Source organism: Streptomyces sp. NPDC008001 (assembly GCF_042958085.1).
Classification (GTDB): Bacteria; Actinomycetota; Actinomycetes; order Streptomycetales; family Streptomycetaceae; genus Streptomyces.
In genome coordinates, this window is the sequence record NZ_JBIBIZ010000009.1 from 386,276 (window position 1) to 404,826 (window position 18,551).

Sequence of the window (18,551 nt, forward strand, 5' to 3'; positions counted from 1 at the left end):
GCCCGCGGCCGGGGCTACGCGCCCTCCCGCAGGACGAGTCTGATCAGCTCTCGCTGGTCGTGGTTGACGTGGGGGTCCGCGCAGTGGACCGTGCGGCCGTCCACGCTGATGTCGTAGCGGAAGCCGTCCGGCACCCCCCGCACGGCCGCCGCCTCGGCGGGCGACGCGGCGAGCGCGCGGTGGGCCAGGGCCTGTACGTGGGTGGCGTCGGACCGGCCGGAGGTGTCCAGCTCGGCCCGGCGCTCGATGCCGGCGAATCCGCCGGTCCTGGTGATGACGATCCGCATGGCACCATTCTCGCCCCGGCGGGCGCTCCTTACGAGGTGGCGACGCCCACCTGTGCCCACGCTTTCAGGACGGCCTGGACCTCGTCGCCGTCGCTGTAGAGCGAGCGCGCCGTCGCCACGGTCAGCCGGGCGAAGTCCGCGAACTGGGCGTCGCTCGCCAGCTGCCCGCCGGTCAGCGTCGCGTACCAGATCTTCCCGGCCCGCTCCCAGGCGTTGCCGCCGAGCGCGGAGGCCAGCAGGTAGAAGGCCCGGTTGGGGATGCCCGAATTGATGTGCACGCCGCCGTTGTCCCGGGAGGTGCGGACGTAGTCGTCCATCGTCGCGGGCTGCGGGTCCTTGCCGAGGACGTCGTCGTCGTAGGCCGTGCCGGGCGCCTTCATGGAGCGCAGGGCCGAGCCGTGGTCCACGCCCGGGCCCAGCAGCCCCTGGCCGATCAGCCAGTCGGCCTGGTCGGCGGTCTGCCCCAGGGCGTACTGCTTGATCAGCGAGCCGAAGACGTCCGAAACGGACTCGTTCAGCGCACCGGACTGCCCGTAGTACTCCAGATTGGCCGAGTGCTGGGTGACACCGTGGGTGAGCTCGTGGCCGATGACGTCCACGGGGATGGTGAAGTCGAGGAAGATGTCGCCGTCACCGTCGCCGAAGACCATCTGGGAGCCGTCCCAGAAGGCGTTGTTGTAGCCCTGGCCGTAGTGGACCGTGGCATTCAGCGGCAGGCCGGCGTTGTCGATGGAGTGCCGGCCGTAGGCCTTGAGGTACAGCTCGAAGGTGGCGCCGAGGCCGGCGTGGGCGCGGTTGACCGTCGCGTCCTTCGACGGGGCGTCGCCCTCGCTGTGGACCTTCTTGCCCGGCTCGGTCGCCCGGTGCCCGGCGTCGTAGATCGTCCGCTGGGGGCTGTCCGAGGGGGTGCCCGCGGGGGCGGCGGCCCCGCGCAGGGCCGTGACCCGGCGCCGGGTGCGGTACTGGGAGTCGTGTTCGAGGGTGAGCTGGGCGTGCTCGGCCCGCGCGGAATCGTCGCCCTGTGCGAGCCTGTCGAGCACGTGCGGCGGAACGATGGTGCAGAAGACGCTGTTCACGATGTCACTCATGGCCTGAATCTGGCAGCGCCCCCGGTCCTTGTCAGGCCCCGCCGCACCGATTAACACAATCGAGTGGGACCGTTCCGAGTCCCGCCCCCGGTGTCCCGCATGCTGGAACGCCCGTACCGCATCCCGTCGGGCTCGGCTAGTGTGCTGCGCATCATGCGTTTCGGGCTGCTTCTTCTTAGCTGCCGCGGCGAGGGCCTGTAGTCGACCGGCCGACCCCCTCCCCGCGGAGTGAGGCGTTGCGGTCACCCAGGTGACCCACCCCCTGTCGGCCGACCCACAGGACCCATGAGGAGCCCCCGCAGATGCCCGAGACCTCCGCTTCCGTCGGCCGCCCCACCCCCCTCACCGCCGCCACGGTCACCCAGCGCCCCTCCGGGATGCCGGTGCACAAGTACCGCCCCTACGAGGCCGTGGAGATCCCCGACCGCACCTGGCCGGACCGGCGGATCACCAAGGCGCCCCGCTGGCTCTCCACCGACCTGCGCGACGGCAACCAGGCCCTGATCGACCCGATGTCCCCGGCCCGCAAGCGCGAGATGTTCGACCTGCTGGTCCGCATGGGGTACAAGGAGATCGAGGTCGGCTTCCCGTCCTCCGGCGCCACCGACTTCGAGTTCGTCCGCTCGATCATCGAGCAGGACGCGATCCCCGAGGACGTGACGATCTCCGTCCTCACCCAGGCCCGCGAGGAGCTGATCGAGCGCACGGTGGAGTCCCTGCGCGGTGCCCGCCGCGCCACGGTGCACCTCTACAACGCCACCGCCCCGGTCTTCCGGCGGGTCGTCTTCCGCGGCTCGCGCGAGCAGGTCCGGCAGATCGCGGTCGACGGCACGCGCCTGGTCGTGGAGTACGCGGAGAAGATCCTCGGCGACGAGACGGCCTTCGGCTTCCAGTACAGCCCGGAGATCTTCACCGACACCGAGCTGGACTTCGCCCTGGAGGTCTGCGAGGGCGTCATGGACGTCTGGCAGCCCGAGGACGGCCGCGAGATCATCCTGAACCTGCCGGCGACGGTGGAGCGCTCCACGCCCTCCACCCACGCCGACCGCTTCGAGTGGATGTCGCGGAACCTGTCCCGCCGCGAGCACATCTGCCTGTCCGTGCACCCGCACAACGACCGGGGCACCGCCGTCGCCGCCGCCGAGCTGGCGATCATGGCCGGGGCCGACCGGATCGAGGGCTGCCTCTTCGGCCAGGGCGAGCGCACCGGCAACGTCGACCTGGTCACCCTGGGCATGAACCTGTTCTCCCAGGGCGTCGACCCGATGATCGACTTCTCGCAGATCGACGAGGTGCGGCGCACCGCCGAGTACTGCAACCAGATGGAGGTCCACCCGCGCCACCCCTACGCGGGCGACCTGGTCTACACCGCCTTCTCCGGCTCCCACCAGGACGCCATCAAGAAGGGCTTCGAGGCCATGGCCGCCACCGCCGCGGCCGAGGGCAAGGGCGTGGACGACATCGAGTGGGCCGTGCCCTACCTGCCGATCGACCCCAAGGACGTCGGCCGCTCCTACGAGGCCGTCATCCGCGTGAACTCGCAGTCCGGCAAGGGCGGCATCGCGTACGTCCTGAAGAACGACCACAAGCTGGACCTGCCGCGCCGGATGCAGATCGAGTTCTCGAAGATCATCCAGGGCAAGACCGACGCCGAGGGCGGCGAGGTCACCCCGGCCGAGATCTGGTCCGTCTTCCAGGACGAGTACCTGCCCACCGACGGCAACCCGTGGGGCCGGATCGCGCTGCGCTCCACCCAGACGTCCACCACGAGCGAGGGCGGCGACGCGCTGACCGTCGAGGCGGTCGTGGACGGCGCGGACACGGTGCTGACCGGTACGGGCAACGGCCCGATCTCCGCCTTCATCGACGCGCTGGCCGCCATCGGCGTCGACGCGCGCGTCCTCGACTACAGCGAGCACACCATGAGCGAGGGTGCCGCCGCCCGCGCCGCCTCGTACATCGAATGCGTGATCGACGGGAAGGTGCTGTGGGGCATTGGCATCGACCCCAACACGACCCGTGCGTCGATCAAGGCCGTGGTGTCGGCGGTGAACCGGGCGTATCGCGGCTAGCGCCGACGGAGGGCCGTGGGCGGCCCGGCGCGGGGCGTCGTCAAGGGTCTCGTGGGGAAACCACCGTATCCGGTGGCCTCGTGGCGAGATCCCCCGTATGACGCCCGCAGTCTGCGCACGGGGTACTGACGTCGCATCATCGATGTGGCTAACATCACGTCAACGCGGCGACGAGGCCGTGGCGTTATGGAGGTGTGCGCCGTGATGCACGCGCAGGGCCGACCCGGCCGGGACCGGTGTGTGGTGGGCGTACGCACCGTATGGCGCACCGTGGGCGACGGCGAGTTCTACTGCCCGGGCTGCGGCGGCGACCGCAATTACCGCCGCCGCACCGGACGCCGCCGCCTCGTGGCCTTCGGCCTGCCGCTGCTGCCGCGCGGCCCCGTCGGGCCGGTCGTGGAGTGCTCCGCGTGCCGCGCCCGCTACGGCACGGACGTCCTCGACCATCCCACCACCACCCGCTTCTCGGCGATGCTGCGCGACGCCGTGCACACCGTCGCGCTCGCCGTCCTCGCCGCCGGCGGCACCGAGGCCCGTACGGTCCGAAGAGCCGCCGTCGGCGCCGTCCGGGCCGCGGGCTTCGTGGACTGCAGCGAGGAACAGCTCATCACCCTGATCGAGGCGCTCGCCGCCGACACGGGCCGCCTCCCCGGCGCGTACGGCACCGACCTGGGCACCCCGTCCCCCTTCGCCGGGCGGGACGGCTTCGACCCCCGGGGCACGGCCCTCGCCATCGAGCTCCACGAGGCCCTGGAGCCCCTCGCCCCGCACCTCGCGCCCGCCGGCCGTGAATCGATCCTGCTGCAGGGCGCCCGCATCGCCCTCGCCGACGGCCCCTACCGGCCCGCCGAGCGGGAGGTCCTCGCCACGGTGGGCCGGGCCCTCATGCTCGCGCCGGAGGACACGGACCGGCTGCTGGCCGCGGCGCGGACCCCTTCGTAGCGGCGCCGGCCCCCTGCGGCGCCGGTCTCTCGCAGGGGCCGCTACGCCCTGCCCTCCGCGGCGGCCGCCTCCCGCGGCTGCCCGGCCCGGGCGGGCTGCTGCAGCGCCCCCAGCACCCACGGCACGTGCTTGCGCTGCACGCCGATGAGCACCTCGTCGGCGCCGTCGCGGCAGACGACGACCACCTGGCGGAGCGCCTTCCGCCAGCCGCGGGTCTCCGCGGTGACGCCCGACGGATCCGACCAGTACGGCACGCGGACGCGCTCCACGACCAGCGTGCGGGGCAGGACCCGGCGCAGGGCGCGTCCCTCCGGGTCGGGCGTCACCGCCAGCAGGCCGGGCCCCACCACCAGGTACGCGCCGATGAGCTCGCCGCGGTACGGGGTGCGCGCCGCGATCCCGCCCTCGACGCACTCCTCCCGCTCCGGCACGACCGGGACGATCTCGAACTCCTCCGACTGCCGGCGGCGCACCCTGATGCGCCACAGGGCGCCCAGGACGACCGGCACCGCGCCCGCCCCGGTCAGCGCCAGGGCCGTCGGCACCGTGTCCGTGACCAGGGGCGCGACGAACGCGACGACCCCGGTCAGGACGCCCGCGCACGGCAGCACGGTGGCCTGCCAGGCGTAGCGCGCGGGGTGCCGGCCGACCTGCCGGACCATCCAGTACGTGAGCCAGGCGAAGGTGGCACCCAGCGCGAGCAGGCCCAGGCCGCAGGCGAGCGGGAAGCGGTAGGCGTCCTTCGGCTGGTCGGCGGTGAGCTGCACGGTGCCGCGGAAGTCGACGAAGCGGATCTTGCCCCGCCAGTAGGTGGCCTTCACCTTGTCGCCCGGCTTGACCCTGCCGTAGACCGAGGCCGGGCCGTTCATGTCGGCGTGGTGGGTCTCGCCGCCGCGGCCGGTGATGCTGAGCCAGTAGTGCGTCGTCTTGCCCCGGGGGTCGGTCTCGGTGCCCTTCACCGTGCCGTCGATCGTCTTGCGGCACTCCAGGGCCGGCTCGTCGCCGACGCACGCGGGCGCCGTCGCGAAGGCCCGGCTGTCGGCGCGCTTGGCGGGCACGGTGACGAACAGCAGGAAGAGCGCGGCGAGCACGCACACGAGGGTCGCCGCGGCGGCGGAACGGACGGGATGGCGGCGCCTGCGGCGCCGGCGGCGGGAGGGGGTCACCGGGTACTCACTGGGGAAAGGAAGATCGACATGGCGCTCACATTGTGCCTTCGGAGGCGCGGGCGTTCCGCCCTCGTGGGTACGGGACAATATCTGCATGAGCCTCTTCCGCGACGACGGCGTAGTGCTGCGCACCCAGAAGCTGGGTGAAGCGGACAGGATCATCACCCTTCTCACCCGTGGGCACGGGCGCGTGCGGGCCGTGGCGCGGGGGGTGCGGCGGACCAAGTCGAAGTTCGGGGCGCGCCTGGAGCCGTTCTCGCACGTCGACGTGCAGTTCTTCGCCCGCGGAAGCGAACTCGTCGGACGCAGCCTGCCGCTGTGCACGCAGAGCGAGACCATCGCCGCGTACGGCGGCCCGATCGTCACCGACTACGCCCGCTACACCGCCGGCACCGCCATGCTGGAGACCGCCGAGCGCTTCACCGACCACGAGGGCGAACCGGCCGTCCAGCAGTACCTGCTGCTCGTCGGCGGGCTGCGCGTGCTCGCCTCGGGCGAGCACGCGCCCAGCCTCGTCCTGGACGCCTTCCTGCTGCGTTCCCTCGCCGTCAACGGCTACGCGCCCAGCTTCGGGGCCTGCGCCCGGTGCGGAATGCCCGGTCCGAACCGGTTCTTCTCGGTGGCCGCGGGCGGCGTCGTCTGCGGTGAGTGCCGGGTGCCCGGAAGCGTCGTACCCTCCTCGGAGGCGATCGGGCTGCTCGGTGCGCTGCTGACCGGCGACTGGGCTACGGCGGACGCCTGCGAGCCGCGCCACGTCAGGGAGGGCAGCGGGCTGGTCGCCGCATATCTGCACTGGCACCTGGAGCGGGGCCTCCGCTCGCTCCGGTATGTCGAGAAATAGGGAAACAGGGACCAAGGAGTAGTGGCACGCATGGCACGACGCGGGATTCTGGGCCGTTCCCGACGCGAGTACCGCACACCCGACCCGCACCCCTCCGGGGCGCGGCCGCCGAAGATCCCCGGCGAGCTGGTCCCCGAGCACGTGGCGATCGTCATGGACGGCAACGGCCGCTGGGCCAAGGAGCGCGGCCTGCCGCGCACCGAGGGCCACAAGGTCGGCGCCGAGCGCGTGCTGGACGTGTTGCAGGGCGCGATCGAGATGGGCGTCGGGAGCATCTCCCTCTACGCCTTCTCCACCGAGAACTGGCGGCGCTCCCCGGACGAGGTGCGCTTCCTGATGAACTTCAACCGCGACTTCATCCGCAAGACCCGTGACCAGCTCGACGAGCTCGGCATCCGGGTGCGCTGGGTGGGCCGGATGCCCAAGCTGTGGAAGTCGGTCGCCCAGGAGCTCCAGGTGGCCCAGGAGCAGACCAAGGGCAACGACAAGCTCACGCTGTACTTCTGCATGAACTACGGCGGGCGCGCGGAGATCGCGGACGCGGCGCAGGCGATGGCCGCGGACGTGAAGGCGGGCCGGCTCGACCCCGCGAAGGTCTCGGAGAAGACCTTCGCGAAGTACCTCTACTACCCGGACATGCCGGACGTGGACCTCTTCCTCCGGCCCTCGGGCGAGCAGCGCACCTCCAACTACCTGATCTGGCAGAGCGCTTACGCCGAGATGGTCTTCCAGGACGTGCTGTGGCCGGACTTCGACCGCCGGCACCTGTGGAACGCCTGCCTGGAGTACGCCCAGCGGGACCGCCGGTTCGGCGGTGCGATCCCCAACGCGGTCGAGACCGGCGACGCTTGAGCGCGTGACGCCGTAGAACCCGGTGAAACGCCGTAGAACGAGAACCGCCCCGGACGTCGTCCGGGGCGGTTCTCGTAGGGCCGGCGGTCGCAGCCGCGGCGGTCAGCGCTTGGCCGCGCACTCCCCGCAGGTGCCGAAGATCTCGATCGTGTGGGCCACGTCGACGAAGCCGTGCTCCTCGGCGATGGAGTCCGCCCACTTCTCCACGGCCGGGCCCTCCACCTCGACGGCCTTGCCGCACATCCGGCACACCAGGTGGTGGTGGTGCCCGCTGGAGCAGCGGCGGTAGACCGCCTCGCCCTCGCTGGTGCGCAGCACGTCGACCTCGCCCGCGTCGGCGAGGGACTGCAGCGTGCGGTAGACGGTGGTCAGGCCGACCGACGCACCGCGGTGCTTGAGCATGTCGTGGAGCTCTTGCGCGCTACGGAACTCGTCCACCTCGTCGAGAGCGGCCGCCACCGCTGCCCGCTGCTTGGTGGACCGGCCGCGTACGGGGGGACCCGCCGTCGCCACAGTTGCCTCCTCCAGCTCGCATGAACACCCATCCGCACATGTCGCACGGCAATTGTGCCAGTCCGCGGGACCGGGTGGGGAAGCCCGGAGGGGCGTCAGACCCGGACGTCGTCCGCCGTCGTGCGTTCCCCGGGCGCTTCCAGGGTGCACTCCGCCGCCGCGGCCGCCCTGCCCGCCCGCCGCTTCGCCAGGGGCGTGGCGAGCGCCGTGAGGAGGACGAACAGGCCGATGGCGAAGAGCACGATGGTCGCGCCGGACGGCACGTCGGCGTAGTAGGAGGTGGCGGTGCCGGAGACCGTCACCGTGACGCCGATGCCGACCGCGAGGGCGAAGGTCGCCTTGAAGCTGCGGGCGATCTGCTGCGAGGCGGCCACCGGGATCACCATCAGGGCGCTGACGAGCAGCAGGCCGACGACGCGCATGGCGACGGTGACGGTGACGGCGGCCGTGACCGCGACCAGCAGGTTCAGCATCCGCACCGGCAGCCCGGTGACGCGCGCGAACTCCTCGTCCTGGCAGATCGCGAACAGCTGGCGGCGCAGCCCGACCGTGGTGAGGATCACAAAGGCGGCCAGGACGCAGATCGCGACGATGTCCTCCTGCGAGACCGTGGCGATCGACCCGAAGAGGTAGCTGCTCAGGTTGGCGCTGGAGCCGCTGTCGGAGAGGTTCATCAGCATCACGCCGCCGGCCATGCCGCCGTAGAAGAGCATGGCGAGGGCGATGTCGCCGCGGGTCCGCCCGTACCAGCGGATCAGCTCCATGACGACGGCGCCCGCGATGCACACGGCCGTGGCCATCCACACGGGGCTGGAGTTCAGCAGGAAGCCGAGGCCGACGCCGGTGAGGGCGACGTGGCCGAGGCCGTCGCCCATGAGGGCCTGGCGGCGCTGGACGAGGTAGGTGCCGATGGCGGGCGCGGTGACGCCGACGAGGAGCGCGGCGAGCAGCGCCCGCTGCATGAAGGCGAGGTCGAGGATGTCCATCAGGTCAGCAGCCCTGTCCGAATCGGTTCCGCCGCCGGGCCGGCGTGCGGGTGTACGTGGTCGTGGCCGGGGAGCGCGTGCTGGCCCACGGCCTCCGGCGGGGGCCCGTCGTGGACGACGCAGCCGTCGCGGAGGACGACCGCGCGGTCGATGAGCGGCTCCAGCGGGCCGAGCTCGTGCAGCACGAGCAGGACGGTCGCGCCGCGGGCGACCTGGGCGCGCAGCGCCCCGGCGAGCACCTCCTGGCTGGCGAGGTCCACGCCGGCCATCGGCTCGTCCATGATCAGCAGCTCGGGTTCGCCGGCCAGGGCGCGGGCGATGAGCACCCGCTGGTGCTGGCCGCCGGAGAGCGCGTCCACCGAGTCCCCGAGCCGGTCCGCCATGCCGACGAGCTCCAGGGCGCGTATGACCGCCTCCTTGTCGGCCCTGCGCATCATCCCGAACCGGGTGCGGGCCAGCCGCCCGGCCGAGACGACCTCGCGGACGGTCGCGGGCACCCCGCCGGCGGCGGTGGTGCGCTGCGGGACGTAGCCGACGCGGGCCCAGTCGCGGAAGCGCCGCTGCGGGGTCCCGAAGAGCTCCAGGTCACCGCCGGTGAGCGGCACCTGGCCGACGATGCTGCGCACCGCGGTGGACTTGCCGGAGCCGTTGGCGCCGAGCAGGGCGACGACCTCGCCGCCGCGCACGGCCAGGTCCACGCCGCGCAGCACGGGGCGGCCGCCGAGGCTCGCGGTGGCGCCCCGCAGGGATATGACGGGCTGCTCCATGGTGATCTCCTCGGGCGTGCTCACTTGGTGCCGAGCGCCTTCTGCAGGGCGGCCAGGTTGGCTTCCATGACCTCGACGTAGTCGTGGCCCCTGGAGTCGTCCGTGATGCCCTCGATCGGATCCAGGACGTCGGTCTTCAGCTTCAGGTCCTTGGCCAGCGTCTTCGCGGTCGCCGGGTTGGCCAGGGTCTCGAAGAAGACCGTCGAGACGTGGTGCTCCTCGGCGAGCGCGTGCAGGTCCTTGATGCGGGCCGCGCTGGGCTCGGACTCGGGGTCCAGGCCGCTGATGGACTCCTCGGTGAGGCCGTAGCGCTCGGCCAGGTAGCCGAAGGCGGCGTGGGTGGTGATGAACGTGTCGGAGGCGCGGTTCTTCAGCCCGTCCTTGAACTTGCCGTCGAGCGCGCCGAGCTTCTTCACCAGGGCGTCGGTGTTCTTCTCATAGTCGCCCTTGTGGTCCGGATCCGCCTCGGCAAGGGTCTTCGCGACGCCCTTGGCGGCCTCGGCGTACTTCACCGGGTCGAGCCAGATGTGGGGGTCGGAGCCGCCTTCGGGCTCGGAGTGCGAGTGGTTGTCGCCCGTGGTGTGGTGGTGGCCGTCGACCTCGGTGCCGTGCTGTTCCAGCGCGGTGAGGGAGGCCACGTCCACGGCGTGCTCGTTCTTCGACTGCTTGATCGCCTCGTCGACGGCGGGCTGGATGCCCTTGAGGTAGACGATCGCGCCCGCGTCCGCGAGGGAGCCGATCTGCCTGGGCTTGAGCTCCAGGTCGTGCGGCTCGACCCCGGGCTTCGTCAGGCTGGTCACGTGGACGTGCTCGCCGCCGATCTGCTCGGCGAGGTACTGCATCGGGTAGAACGACGCGACGACGGCGAGCTTGCCGTCCGACGCCTTCCCGGCCCCGTCCGAAGAGGAGCAGGCGGAGAGGCCGAGCAGCCCCGCCGCGGCGGCCGCGGCGACGGCGGCGGTGCGTATTCGGGGGGCGCGGAGACGACGGGCACGGCTTACGTTCATGACACTCATTTTCAACAAAAATGGAAACGATTGTCAACAAGCGCGTTCGGGGGATCTGCGCCGAGGGGTGTGGTCAAGCCAAGGCCAGAGCCGATTTGATGAGAGGGGGTACAGCGCCGGTAACCTGAATCATTCGCTGTTCGTCGTCGCAATGAAGAGAGCACCGTGGCCGCCGACAAGATCGACACCATCGTCAGCCTGAGCAAGCGCCGTGGCTTCGTCTATCCGTGCAGTGAGATCTATGGCGGACAGCGTGCCGCCTGGGACTACGGTCCGCTCGGCGTGGAGCTCAAGGAGAACATCAAGCGCCAGTGGTGGCGCTCGATGGTCACCTCGCGCGACGACGTCGTCGGTCTCGACTCGTCGGTGATCCTCGCCCGTGAGGTCTGGGAGGCGTCCGGCCACGTCGCGACCTTCACCGACCCGCTGACCGAGTGCACCTCCTGCCACAAGCGTTACCGCGCCGACCACCTTGAGGAGGCGTACGAGGCCAAGCACGGCAAGCTGCCCGAGAACGGCCTCGCCGACCTCAACTGCGCGCACTGCGGCACCAAGGGCGCCTTCACCGAGCCCAAGCTGTTCTCCGGCCTGCTCTCCACCCACCTGGGCCCGACCCAGGACTCCGGTTCGGTCAGCTACCTGCGCCCCGAGACCGCGCAGGGCATCTTCACCAACTTCGCCCAGGTCCAGCAGACCTCGCGGAAGAAGCCGCCGTTCGGCATCGCCCAGACCGGCAAGTCCTTCCGCAACGAGATCACGCCGGGCAACTTCATCTTCCGCACCCGCGAGTTCGAGCAGATGGAGATGGAGTTCTTCGTCAAGCCGGGCGAGGACGAGAAGTGGCACGAGTACTGGATGGAGCAGCGCTGGAGCTGGTACACCGGCCTCGGCATGCGCGAGGAGAACATGCGGTGGTACGAGCACGCCGCGGAGAAGCTCTCCCACTACTCCAAGCGCACCACTGACATCGAGTACCGCTTCAACTTCGGCGGCACCGAGTTCTCCGAGCTGGAGGGCATCGCCAACCGCACGGACTACGACCTGAAGGCCCACTCCCAGGCCTCCGGCCAGGACCTGACCTTCTTCGACCAGGAAGCCGGCGAGCGCTGGTTCCCGTACGTCATCGAGCCGGCGGCCGGCCTCAACCGCGCCATGCTCGCCTTCATGCTCGACGCGTACAACGAGGACGAGGCCCCCAACGCCAAGGGCGTCATGGAGAAGCGCGTCGTCATGCGCCTCGACCCGCGCCTGGCCCCGGTCAAGGTCGCCGTCCTGCCGCTGTCCCGCAACCCGCAGCTCTCCCCGAAGGCCAAGGGCCTCGCGACGGACCTGCGCAAGAACTGGAACATCGAGTTCGACGACGCGGGCGCGATCGGCCGCCGCTACCGCCGCCAGGACGAGATCGGCACGCCGTTCTGCGTCACGGTCGACTTCGACACGCTCGAGGACAACGCGGTGACGGTGCGCGAGCGCGACACGATGAAGCAGGAGCGGGTGTCTCTCGACCAGATCGAGGGGTACCTGGGCTCGCGTCTGCTGGGCTGCTGAAGCCTGTCCTTTCGGACTGATGCCGGGGCCCGGCACCGCGTCGTGCGGTGCCGGGCCCCGGCATTGTGCTCAGACCTCCCAGCCGGAGGTGTCGAGCTCGCAGTCGAAGGGGGCGGGGATATGGACAGTTCCGCCGAATTCGATCTGTGTCATGGCGCGGTAGCCGTGGTCCGACGGGTCGGAGTGCACGGCGACAACGCCCTTCAGCACGTCGACGAGCACGTAGACGGGCACGCCGGCCTTGCCGTAGACCTCAGCCTTTTCGTTGCGGTCGGCTTCGGCTGTCGAGGGCGACGTCAGTTCGGCGACGAGTGACAAGGCGTCGCCCGGCCTGTAGATGCTGGTTGTCCGCAGCGCGGCGGACTCCGCGACATGAAAGTCAGGGCCGAAGGCGCCGTCGTGCTCGGTGAACTTGTAGAGGCTGGAGCACGACCGTGCCCGATGCCCCTTGGGCGCGCGTGGGCCCAGCTGGTCCATGAGCTCATCGAGGATGAGGTCGTAGAAAGACCTGGACCAAGGTGACACGACGACCTGCCCCCCGATGATCTCCGGGTAGTACCCGTCCGGGAGATCGTCGTTGATCTTCTCGAGAATCGTGCAGAGCTCTTCGAAGTCTCCCGGCAGCCCGGGTCCTCGGACTATCAATTGCGGCGGCGGCGGTGTCTCGACCATGACTGCCATGATGCGCCTCCTTGGCTGTGTGTGCGGTCAGACACACAACGTAGCGGCGTCGCCGCGCCCCACGCGCCGATTCCCCTCGCACGTTCATCCGATGGTGGCACTGGCTGTACCAACGAGCCGGACACCAGTACCATCGCCTGCCCTGACCTGCGCAATTACCGTGTGAGCCATGCTGATCTCCGGTGTCCCCACCGCCCTTCGCCGCCCCTTCGACGGGGCCGGCCGCGCCGCCGCCTTCCTCGTCGCGGGCGGGCTCATCCAGACCGGCGCGCTCGTCGTCATGGCGGTGCCGTGGCTGAACGGCGGTCCGACGCGGGCGCTGAGCTGTCTCGCGGCCGTGCTGGTGCCGGCGGGCGTCCTCGCCGCCGCCTGCCCCGTGCTGACCCGGGCGCAGCGGGCCCGCTTCCAGGGCCGGCTCGGCGTGGAGATACCGGTCACCGGGCACTCGTGGTCGTGGCGGCAGCTGGGGTACCACCTGGCGGCCGGCCCGCTGATCGCCCTGGCCGGGGTGCTGACGCTGCTGCTGTGGGCGGCGGCCGGGATCGCCGCCACGGTCTACGTCTGGATCTGGGCGCTTCCGGTGGAGACGCGCCTCGCGTACTTCGGCTACACCACGCAGGCTGCGTACTGCACCGCCGCCGGGGTCGCAGGGCTGTACGGCGCGGCGTGGCTCTCCGGCGTGCTCGTGCGGCTGGACACCCGCGTCGCCACGGCCCGGCTCGGCCCCAGCCGTGCCGAGCTCCTGGAGATGCGGGTCGAGGAGGTCACCGAGAGCCGCGCCGGCGTCCTGGACGCCGCCGACGCCGAGCGCCGCCGCATCGAACGCGACCTGCACGACGGCGCGCAGCAGCGGCTGGTGTCGATGGCGGTCAACCTGGGACTGGCCAAGGTGACGCTCAAGGACCTGCCCGACGACGCCCGCCACGTCATCGACGAGGCGCACCGGGAGGCCAAGGAGGCCATCGCCGAACTCAGCAGCCTCGTCCGCGGCCTGCACCCCGCCGTGCTGGAGGACCGCGGCCTCGACGCCGCCCTGTCCGGCATCGCCGAACGCACGCCGCTGCCCGTCGGGCTGACGGTCGATCTGCCCGTCCGGCCGGCCCCGGCCGTCGAGGCCGTCGCCTACTTCGTGGTCTCCGAAGCGCTCGCCAACGTGGTCAAGCACGCCCGCGCGGGCAGGGCCGACGTCCGCGTCGCGGCGCGTGCGGGGATACTTCTTGTCGTCGTCACCGACGACGGCGTGGGCGGGGCCGACCCTGCGGGCGGGACCGGGCTGGCGGGGCTGGCCAAGCGGGTCGCGTCGGTCGACGGCACGTTCTCGATCAGCAGCCCCGCGGGGGGCCCGACCGTAGTGACTGTGGAGCTGCCGTGCGCGCCGTGATCGCCGAGGATTCCGTCCTGCTCCGGATCGGCCTGGTGAAGGTCCTGGAGGCGGCCGGGTTCGACGTGGTCGCGGAGACCGGCGACGCGGAGGCGGTGCTGGCCGCGGTGGAGGAGCACCGGCCCGGCCTGGTCGTCCTCGACGTCCGCATGCCGCCGGGCTTCACGGACGAGGGCGTGCGCGCCGCGCTCGTCATCCGCAAGCAGTGGCCGGACACGGCCGTGCTGCTGCTCTCCCAGTACGTGGAGGAGCGCTACGCCGCCGACCTGCTGTCGGGCGACACGCGCGGCGTCGGCTACCTGCTCAAGGAGCGGGTCGCCGACGTGGAGGAGTTCATCGACGCCCTGCGGCGCGTCGCGGCCGGCGGCACCGCGCTCGACCCGCAGGTCGTCTCGCAGCTGCTGCTGCGCCGGCACAGCGACCCGCTGGACCGGCTCACGCCGCGCGAGCGGGACGTGCTGGAGCTGATGGCGTCCGGGCGGTCCAACGCGGGCATCGCGGAGGGGCTGGTCGTGAGCGAGAGCGCGGTGGCCAAGCACATCAACTCGATCCTGGCGAAGCTGGACCTGCCGAAGGCGGACGCGGACCACCGGCGGGTGCTGGCGGTGCTGCGGTTCCTGGGCGTGGGCTGACCGCCTGTTTCCGCCTACTTCTGCAGGCCGCGCAGCAGCAGGTCGCACACGGCGTCGAACGCCGCGTCGATCCCCGGGAGCGACCAGTCCGCGGCGTAGGCGGGGTCGTGGAAGCGGTTCGTGGCGTCCCACAGGGCGCGGGCGGTGGCCACGGGGTCGGTTTCGGCGAACTCGCCGTTGCGGACGCCGTTTTCGACGATGTGCGCGAGCTGGCCGATCATCGTCTCGATGTGCCGGTCCACGGTGGCGCTGTTCTCGCCGACGAGGACCATGTACGTGGCGAACAGCTCGGGGTCGCCGCCCGCCTTGCGCCGCTTCGCGGCGAACAGCGCGGTGAGCCAGGCGCGCAGGCGCGGCCCGGCGGGGCCGTCCGCCTCGGCGACGGCCGACAGCTCCGCGTGCGACAGGTCGAGCCAGCGCTGCGTGACGGCCTCCCGCAGGGCGGCCTTGCTGCCGAAGTGCCGGTAGACACTGCCGTGGCTGACGCCCAGCGCGCGTGCGACGTCGACCACGGTGGCCTTGGCGGGGCCGAAGCGGCGCAGCACGTCCTCGGTGGCTTCGAGGATGCGCTCGGGGGTCAGCGGCTCGGGCGGCATGCGGGCGTACCTTTCGGTTCGGTGCGGGCGGTCCGGTGACGATGCGCCGCCCGAATGGACGGTACCTGCCCGGTCCCCGGGGGTGTGCGGAGAGGCCGGGCCTCTCTGTTCCGCCGCCGTGGCATGTAACCACCGTGGTGGTGTCCGGCGGTGCCGAACCTGCCCGGGCCGGAGGCTGCGCGGCACCGCCGGGTCGCGCTGTCGGGGCTGCTCGCTGTTGCGGCGGGGGATTTTCTGCCGGGCCGGCAGGGGGGTGGAGAGGCGTCGCCTCTCTGTTCCGCCGCCGCGGCGAGCAGCCACCGTGGCGGATTCCGGCGGTGCCGAACCTGCCCGGGCCGGAGGCCGTACGGCACCGCCGGGTCGCGCCGTGCGGCTTCTCGCCGTCGCGGCGGAGTTTTTGCCGGGGCGGCAAGGGGAGCCGGAGAGGCCGGGCCTCTCCTTTCCACCTCGCCCGTGGGCCGGCAGAGCCGCCCGCAGGGCTTACCGCTCGCTGTCCAGGTGGGCCATCTGGGAGTCCGGGTAGCGCGCGCCGGCCGCCGCGCCGGCCGGGACCGCTTCCTCGATCGCGGCGAGGTCGGCGGCGTCGAGGGTCAGGTCGAGCGCGCCGAGCGCCTCGGTGAGGCGGTCGCGGCGGCGGGCGCCGACGAGGGGCACGATGTCCTCGCCCTGGGCGAGGACCCAGGCGATGGCGGTCTGCGCGACGGACGCCCCCTTGCCCTCGGCGACCTTGCGCAGCGCGTCGACCAGGTCGAGGTTGTGCTGGAGGTTCTCGCCCTGGAAGCGCGGGCTCATGCCGCGGAAGTCGCCCGCCCCGAGCTGCCGGTCCCGGCCGAAGTGGCCGCTGATCAGGCCGCGCGAGAGCACGCCGTACGCGGTGATGCCGATGCCCAGCTCGCGTGCGGTGGGCAGGATCTGCTCCTCGATGCCGCGGGAGATCAGCGAGTACTCGATCTGCAGGTCGGAGACGGGCGCCACGGACGCGGCCCGGCGCAAGGTGTCCGCGTTCACCTCGGACAGGCCGATGTGCCGCACGTGGCCGGCCTCGACGAGCTCGGCGATGGCGCCGACCGTCTCCTCGATCGGCACGTCGGGGTCGACGCGGGCGATGCGGTAGACGTCGATGTGGCCGGTGCCGAGCCGCTGCAGCGAGTAGGCGGCGAAGTTCTTCACCGCGGCGGGGCGGCCGTCGTAGCCGGACCAGCCGCCGTCCGGGTCGCGCAGGGCGCCGAACTTGACGCTGGTGAGCGCCTTGGCGCGGTTCGCCTCGCTCGTGGTGCGCAGGGCCTCGCCGATGAGGAGTTCGTTGTGGCCCATGCCGTAGAAGTCGCCGGTGTCGATCAGGGTGACGCCGGCGTCGAGGGCGGCGTGGATCGTGGCGATCGACTCGGCGCGGTCGGCCTCGCCGTAGAGGGCGGACATGCCCATCGCGCCGAGACCGAGGGCGGAGACCCGGGGGCCGGTGGTGCCGAGGGTGCGGTGCTGCACGGGAGCTCCTAGGGAGAGGAAACGAAAGAAAGGGGCAATCCGCTCATAAGCGGGTAAGGCGGATTGCGGGCTCCCTTGAAGAGTGACACATGGACTGACAGATTTCAATATCTGTCAGTCCATGTGTCAGTGGTTCGCCTTCGGATGCGGCATCCGCAGCGTCAGCAGCACCGTTGCCACCACCGTCACCAGCTGCACCCCCAGCGTCACCGCGAGCGCGTCCCGCATCCCCATGGACTCCGACAGCGTCAGGAACAGCGACCCGAGCGTGGCCACCCCCAGCGCCATGAACGACTGCTGCGTGGTGACCATGACCCCGCTGCCCACGCCCGCCTGCTCCACCGGCACCTCGCTCAGCACCGTCCGCAGCGTCAGCGGCAGCAGCAGCCCCTGCCCCAGGCCCTGGACGGCCATCGCCGCGCACGGGCCCCACGCGCCGGGTCCGTCCCAGCCCCAGAAGAACGCCGCCGCCACCCCGAGCAGGCCCACGCCCTGGATCAGCGCCCCCGCCGTGACGGCCCGCCGCCCGTACCGGCCGAACAGCCGCGGCCCGGCCAGCGACCCCGCGAAGAACGTCAGGCACATCGGCAGCAGCGCCAGCCCCGCGGCCAGCGGACCCAGTCGCAGCCCCTCCTGCAACACCACCGCCAGGACGAACATGAAGCCGCCCCAGCCCAGCGAGAACGGCACCAGCACCGTCAGCCCCGTGCGCACCGAACGCACCCGCAGCAGCGACGGCGGCACCAGCGGCGTCCGGCCGGCGTTCCCCGCACGTCCTGCCCGCTCCAGCCGCCGCTCCGTGACGGCGAACGCCACCGCCGCGAACGGGAAGACCGCCAGCAGCACCCACGACCACACCGGCCAGCCCGTCGCCCTGCCCTCGGTCAGCGGCACCAGCAGGGACACCAGCGACAGCGACAGCAGCACCGTGCCCCGGACGTCCACCCGCGTCGGGTGCGCGGACCGGGTCTCCGGCATCGCACGGCCGGCCAGCAGCAGCGCGACCGCCGCGACCGGCGCGTTCACCAGGAAGATCGAGCGCCAGCCGGTGCCCGCCACATCGGCGGCGACCAGCACCCCGCCCAGCACCTGGCCGACCGAGGCGGAGACCCCGGCCGTGCCGCTGTAGAAGCTGAGCGCCCTGGCCCGGGCCGCCCCGCTCGTCGTGGCCTGGATCGTCGCCAGCACCTGGGGCAGCATCAGCGCGGACGCCGCGCCCTGCGCGATCCGCGCGATCACCAGCGGCCAGGCGCCCGGCGCGAGGCCGCACGCCACCGACGTCACCCCGAACGCGGCCGTGCCCCACAGGAACAGCCGGCGCCGGCCCACCATGTCGCCCAGCCGCCCGCCGAGCACCAGCAGCACGGCGTACGCGACCCCGTAGCCGCCCACGACCATCTCCAGGAGGGCCGGGCCCGCGTGCAGGTCGTGGTCGATGGCGGGCAGGGCGACGTTGACGATGAAGAAGTCGACCATGGGCAGCGCCGCGCCGGTCAGCACGGTGAACAGGCCGAGGGGGGTGAGGGCGGGGGAGGAGGGGGCCTTGCCCGGCGGCCGGGCGGCGGTGGTCCCGGCGGGGCCGGTGACGTGGGGAGTGGTTCGGGTATCGCTCACGCCTTCGACGATGGCGGTCCGCCCAGCCCGGTACCAGAGCCTTCTTATCCTGGTACCAGCACTACCTGGAACGGGGCGCCGGCCTCGCGC

General features: G+C 71.8%; 18 protein-coding genes. 7 read left to right on the plus strand and 11 right to left on the minus strand.

Annotated elements, in window-relative coordinates; translation table 11 throughout:
- Positions 1 to 14: 14 nt before the first annotated feature.
- On the minus strand, positions 15 to 287 hold the full coding sequence (locus tag ACFZCD_RS25525; RefSeq protein WP_391834626.1) for a protealysin inhibitor emfourin: 273 nt from the start codon (positions 285 to 287) through the stop codon (positions 15 to 17).
- Between the two features lie 29 nt (positions 288 to 316).
- Complete coding sequence (locus ACFZCD_RS25530) at positions 317 to 1,375, minus strand: M4 family metallopeptidase (protein WP_391834628.1); 1,059 nt, start codon at positions 1,373 to 1,375, stop codon at positions 317 to 319.
- Between the two features lie 302 nt (positions 1,376 to 1,677).
- On the opposite strand from ACFZCD_RS25530, the gene leuA reads away from it, so the two are divergent.
- Both leuA and ACFZCD_RS25540 read left to right on the plus strand, forming a co-directional pair.
- Positions 1,678 to 3,447, plus strand: a complete 1,770-nt coding sequence (leuA, locus tag ACFZCD_RS25535) for a 2-isopropylmalate synthase (protein WP_391834630.1) — start codon at positions 1,678 to 1,680, stop codon at positions 3,445 to 3,447.
- A gap of 204 nt (positions 3,448 to 3,651) precedes the next feature.
- Positions 3,652 to 4,389, plus strand: a complete 738-nt coding sequence (locus ACFZCD_RS25540; RefSeq protein WP_391834865.1) for a TerB family tellurite resistance protein — start codon at positions 3,652 to 3,654, stop codon at positions 4,387 to 4,389.
- Between the two features lie 41 nt (positions 4,390 to 4,430).
- Here the strand turns inward: ACFZCD_RS25540 and ACFZCD_RS25545 are convergent, their stop codons facing one another.
- Positions 4,431 to 5,555 carry a hypothetical protein gene (locus ACFZCD_RS25545; RefSeq protein WP_391834632.1) on the minus strand — a complete coding sequence of 375 codons (1,125 nt, stop codon included), beginning with the start codon at positions 5,553 to 5,555 and terminating at the stop codon, positions 4,431 to 4,433.
- 97 nt (positions 5,556 to 5,652) lie between these two features.
- On the opposite strand from ACFZCD_RS25545, the gene recO reads away from it, so the two are divergent.
- On the plus strand, positions 5,653 to 6,399 hold the full coding sequence (gene recO, locus ACFZCD_RS25550) for a DNA repair protein RecO (RefSeq protein WP_391834634.1): 747 nt from the start codon (positions 5,653 to 5,655) through the stop codon (positions 6,397 to 6,399).
- A gap of 30 nt (positions 6,400 to 6,429) precedes the next feature.
- Positions 6,430 to 7,251 carry an isoprenyl transferase gene (locus tag ACFZCD_RS25555; protein WP_391834636.1) on the plus strand — a complete coding sequence of 274 codons (822 nt, stop codon included), beginning with the start codon at positions 6,430 to 6,432 and terminating at the stop codon, positions 7,249 to 7,251.
- Between the two features lie 102 nt (positions 7,252 to 7,353).
- Here ACFZCD_RS25555 and ACFZCD_RS25560 read toward each other — a convergent pair whose 3' ends face one another.
- The 4 genes from ACFZCD_RS25560 to ACFZCD_RS25575 all read right to left on the minus strand — a co-directional run bounded on the left by ACFZCD_RS25560 (position 7,354) and on the right by ACFZCD_RS25575 (position 10,524).
- Positions 7,354 to 7,764, minus strand: a complete 411-nt coding sequence (locus ACFZCD_RS25560) for a Fur family transcriptional regulator (RefSeq protein WP_391834638.1) — start codon at positions 7,762 to 7,764, stop codon at positions 7,354 to 7,356.
- A 95-nt stretch (positions 7,765 to 7,859) separates the two neighbouring features.
- Positions 7,860 to 8,750 carry a metal ABC transporter permease gene (locus ACFZCD_RS25565; RefSeq protein ID WP_391834640.1) on the minus strand — a complete coding sequence of 297 codons (891 nt, stop codon included), beginning with the start codon at positions 8,748 to 8,750 and terminating at the stop codon, positions 7,860 to 7,862.
- Complete coding sequence (locus ACFZCD_RS25570) at positions 8,750 to 9,517, minus strand: metal ABC transporter ATP-binding protein (RefSeq protein ID WP_391834867.1); 768 nt, start codon at positions 9,515 to 9,517, stop codon at positions 8,750 to 8,752. The genes ACFZCD_RS25565 and ACFZCD_RS25570 overlap by 1 nt, the downstream gene beginning before the upstream one ends.
- Before the next feature lie 20 nt (positions 9,518 to 9,537).
- Positions 9,538 to 10,524 (minus strand): metal ABC transporter substrate-binding protein, encoded by a 987-nt coding sequence (locus ACFZCD_RS25575; protein WP_391834642.1) that lies wholly within the window; start codon positions 10,522 to 10,524, stop codon positions 9,538 to 9,540.
- Positions 10,525 to 10,689: 165 nt separating this feature from the next.
- Between ACFZCD_RS25575 and ACFZCD_RS25580 the strand changes: the two genes are divergently transcribed.
- Positions 10,690 to 12,072, plus strand: coding sequence for a glycine--tRNA ligase (locus ACFZCD_RS25580; RefSeq protein ID WP_391834644.1), 1,383 nt, complete (start codon positions 10,690 to 10,692; stop codon positions 12,070 to 12,072).
- Positions 12,073 to 12,141: 69 nt separating this feature from the next.
- On the opposite strand, the gene ACFZCD_RS25585 is transcribed toward ACFZCD_RS25580, so the two are convergent.
- The gene (locus ACFZCD_RS25585; protein ID WP_391834646.1) at positions 12,142 to 12,753 is read right to left on the minus strand and encodes a Uma2 family endonuclease; all 612 of its coding nucleotides are present in this window, start codon (positions 12,751 to 12,753) and stop codon (positions 12,142 to 12,144) included.
- Between the two features lie 169 nt (positions 12,754 to 12,922).
- On the opposite strand from ACFZCD_RS25585, the gene ACFZCD_RS25590 reads away from it, so the two are divergent.
- Both ACFZCD_RS25590 and ACFZCD_RS25595 read left to right on the plus strand, forming a co-directional pair.
- Positions 12,923 to 14,134, plus strand: coding sequence for a histidine kinase (locus ACFZCD_RS25590; protein ID WP_391834648.1), 1,212 nt, complete (start codon positions 12,923 to 12,925; stop codon positions 14,132 to 14,134).
- Complete coding sequence (locus ACFZCD_RS25595; RefSeq protein ID WP_391834650.1) at positions 14,122 to 14,766, plus strand: response regulator; 645 nt, start codon at positions 14,122 to 14,124, stop codon at positions 14,764 to 14,766. Before ACFZCD_RS25590 ends, ACFZCD_RS25595 begins: the two co-directional genes overlap by 13 nt.
- A gap of 14 nt (positions 14,767 to 14,780) precedes the next feature.
- On the opposite strand, the gene ACFZCD_RS25600 is transcribed toward ACFZCD_RS25595, so the two are convergent.
- The 3 genes from ACFZCD_RS25600 to ACFZCD_RS25610 form a co-directional block, all read right to left on the minus strand.
- The gene (locus ACFZCD_RS25600) at positions 14,781 to 15,362 is read right to left on the minus strand and encodes a TetR/AcrR family transcriptional regulator (RefSeq protein ID WP_391834652.1); all 582 of its coding nucleotides are present in this window, start codon (positions 15,360 to 15,362) and stop codon (positions 14,781 to 14,783) included.
- Positions 15,363 to 15,842: 480 nt separating this feature from the next.
- On the minus strand, positions 15,843 to 16,847 hold the full coding sequence (locus ACFZCD_RS25605) for an aldo/keto reductase (RefSeq protein ID WP_391834654.1): 1,005 nt from the start codon (positions 16,845 to 16,847) through the stop codon (positions 15,843 to 15,845).
- A gap of 126 nt (positions 16,848 to 16,973) precedes the next feature.
- Positions 16,974 to 18,461 carry an MFS transporter gene (locus ACFZCD_RS25610; RefSeq protein WP_391834656.1) on the minus strand — a complete coding sequence of 496 codons (1,488 nt, stop codon included), beginning with the start codon at positions 18,459 to 18,461 and terminating at the stop codon, positions 16,974 to 16,976.
- Positions 18,462 to 18,551 lie beyond the last annotated feature (90 nt).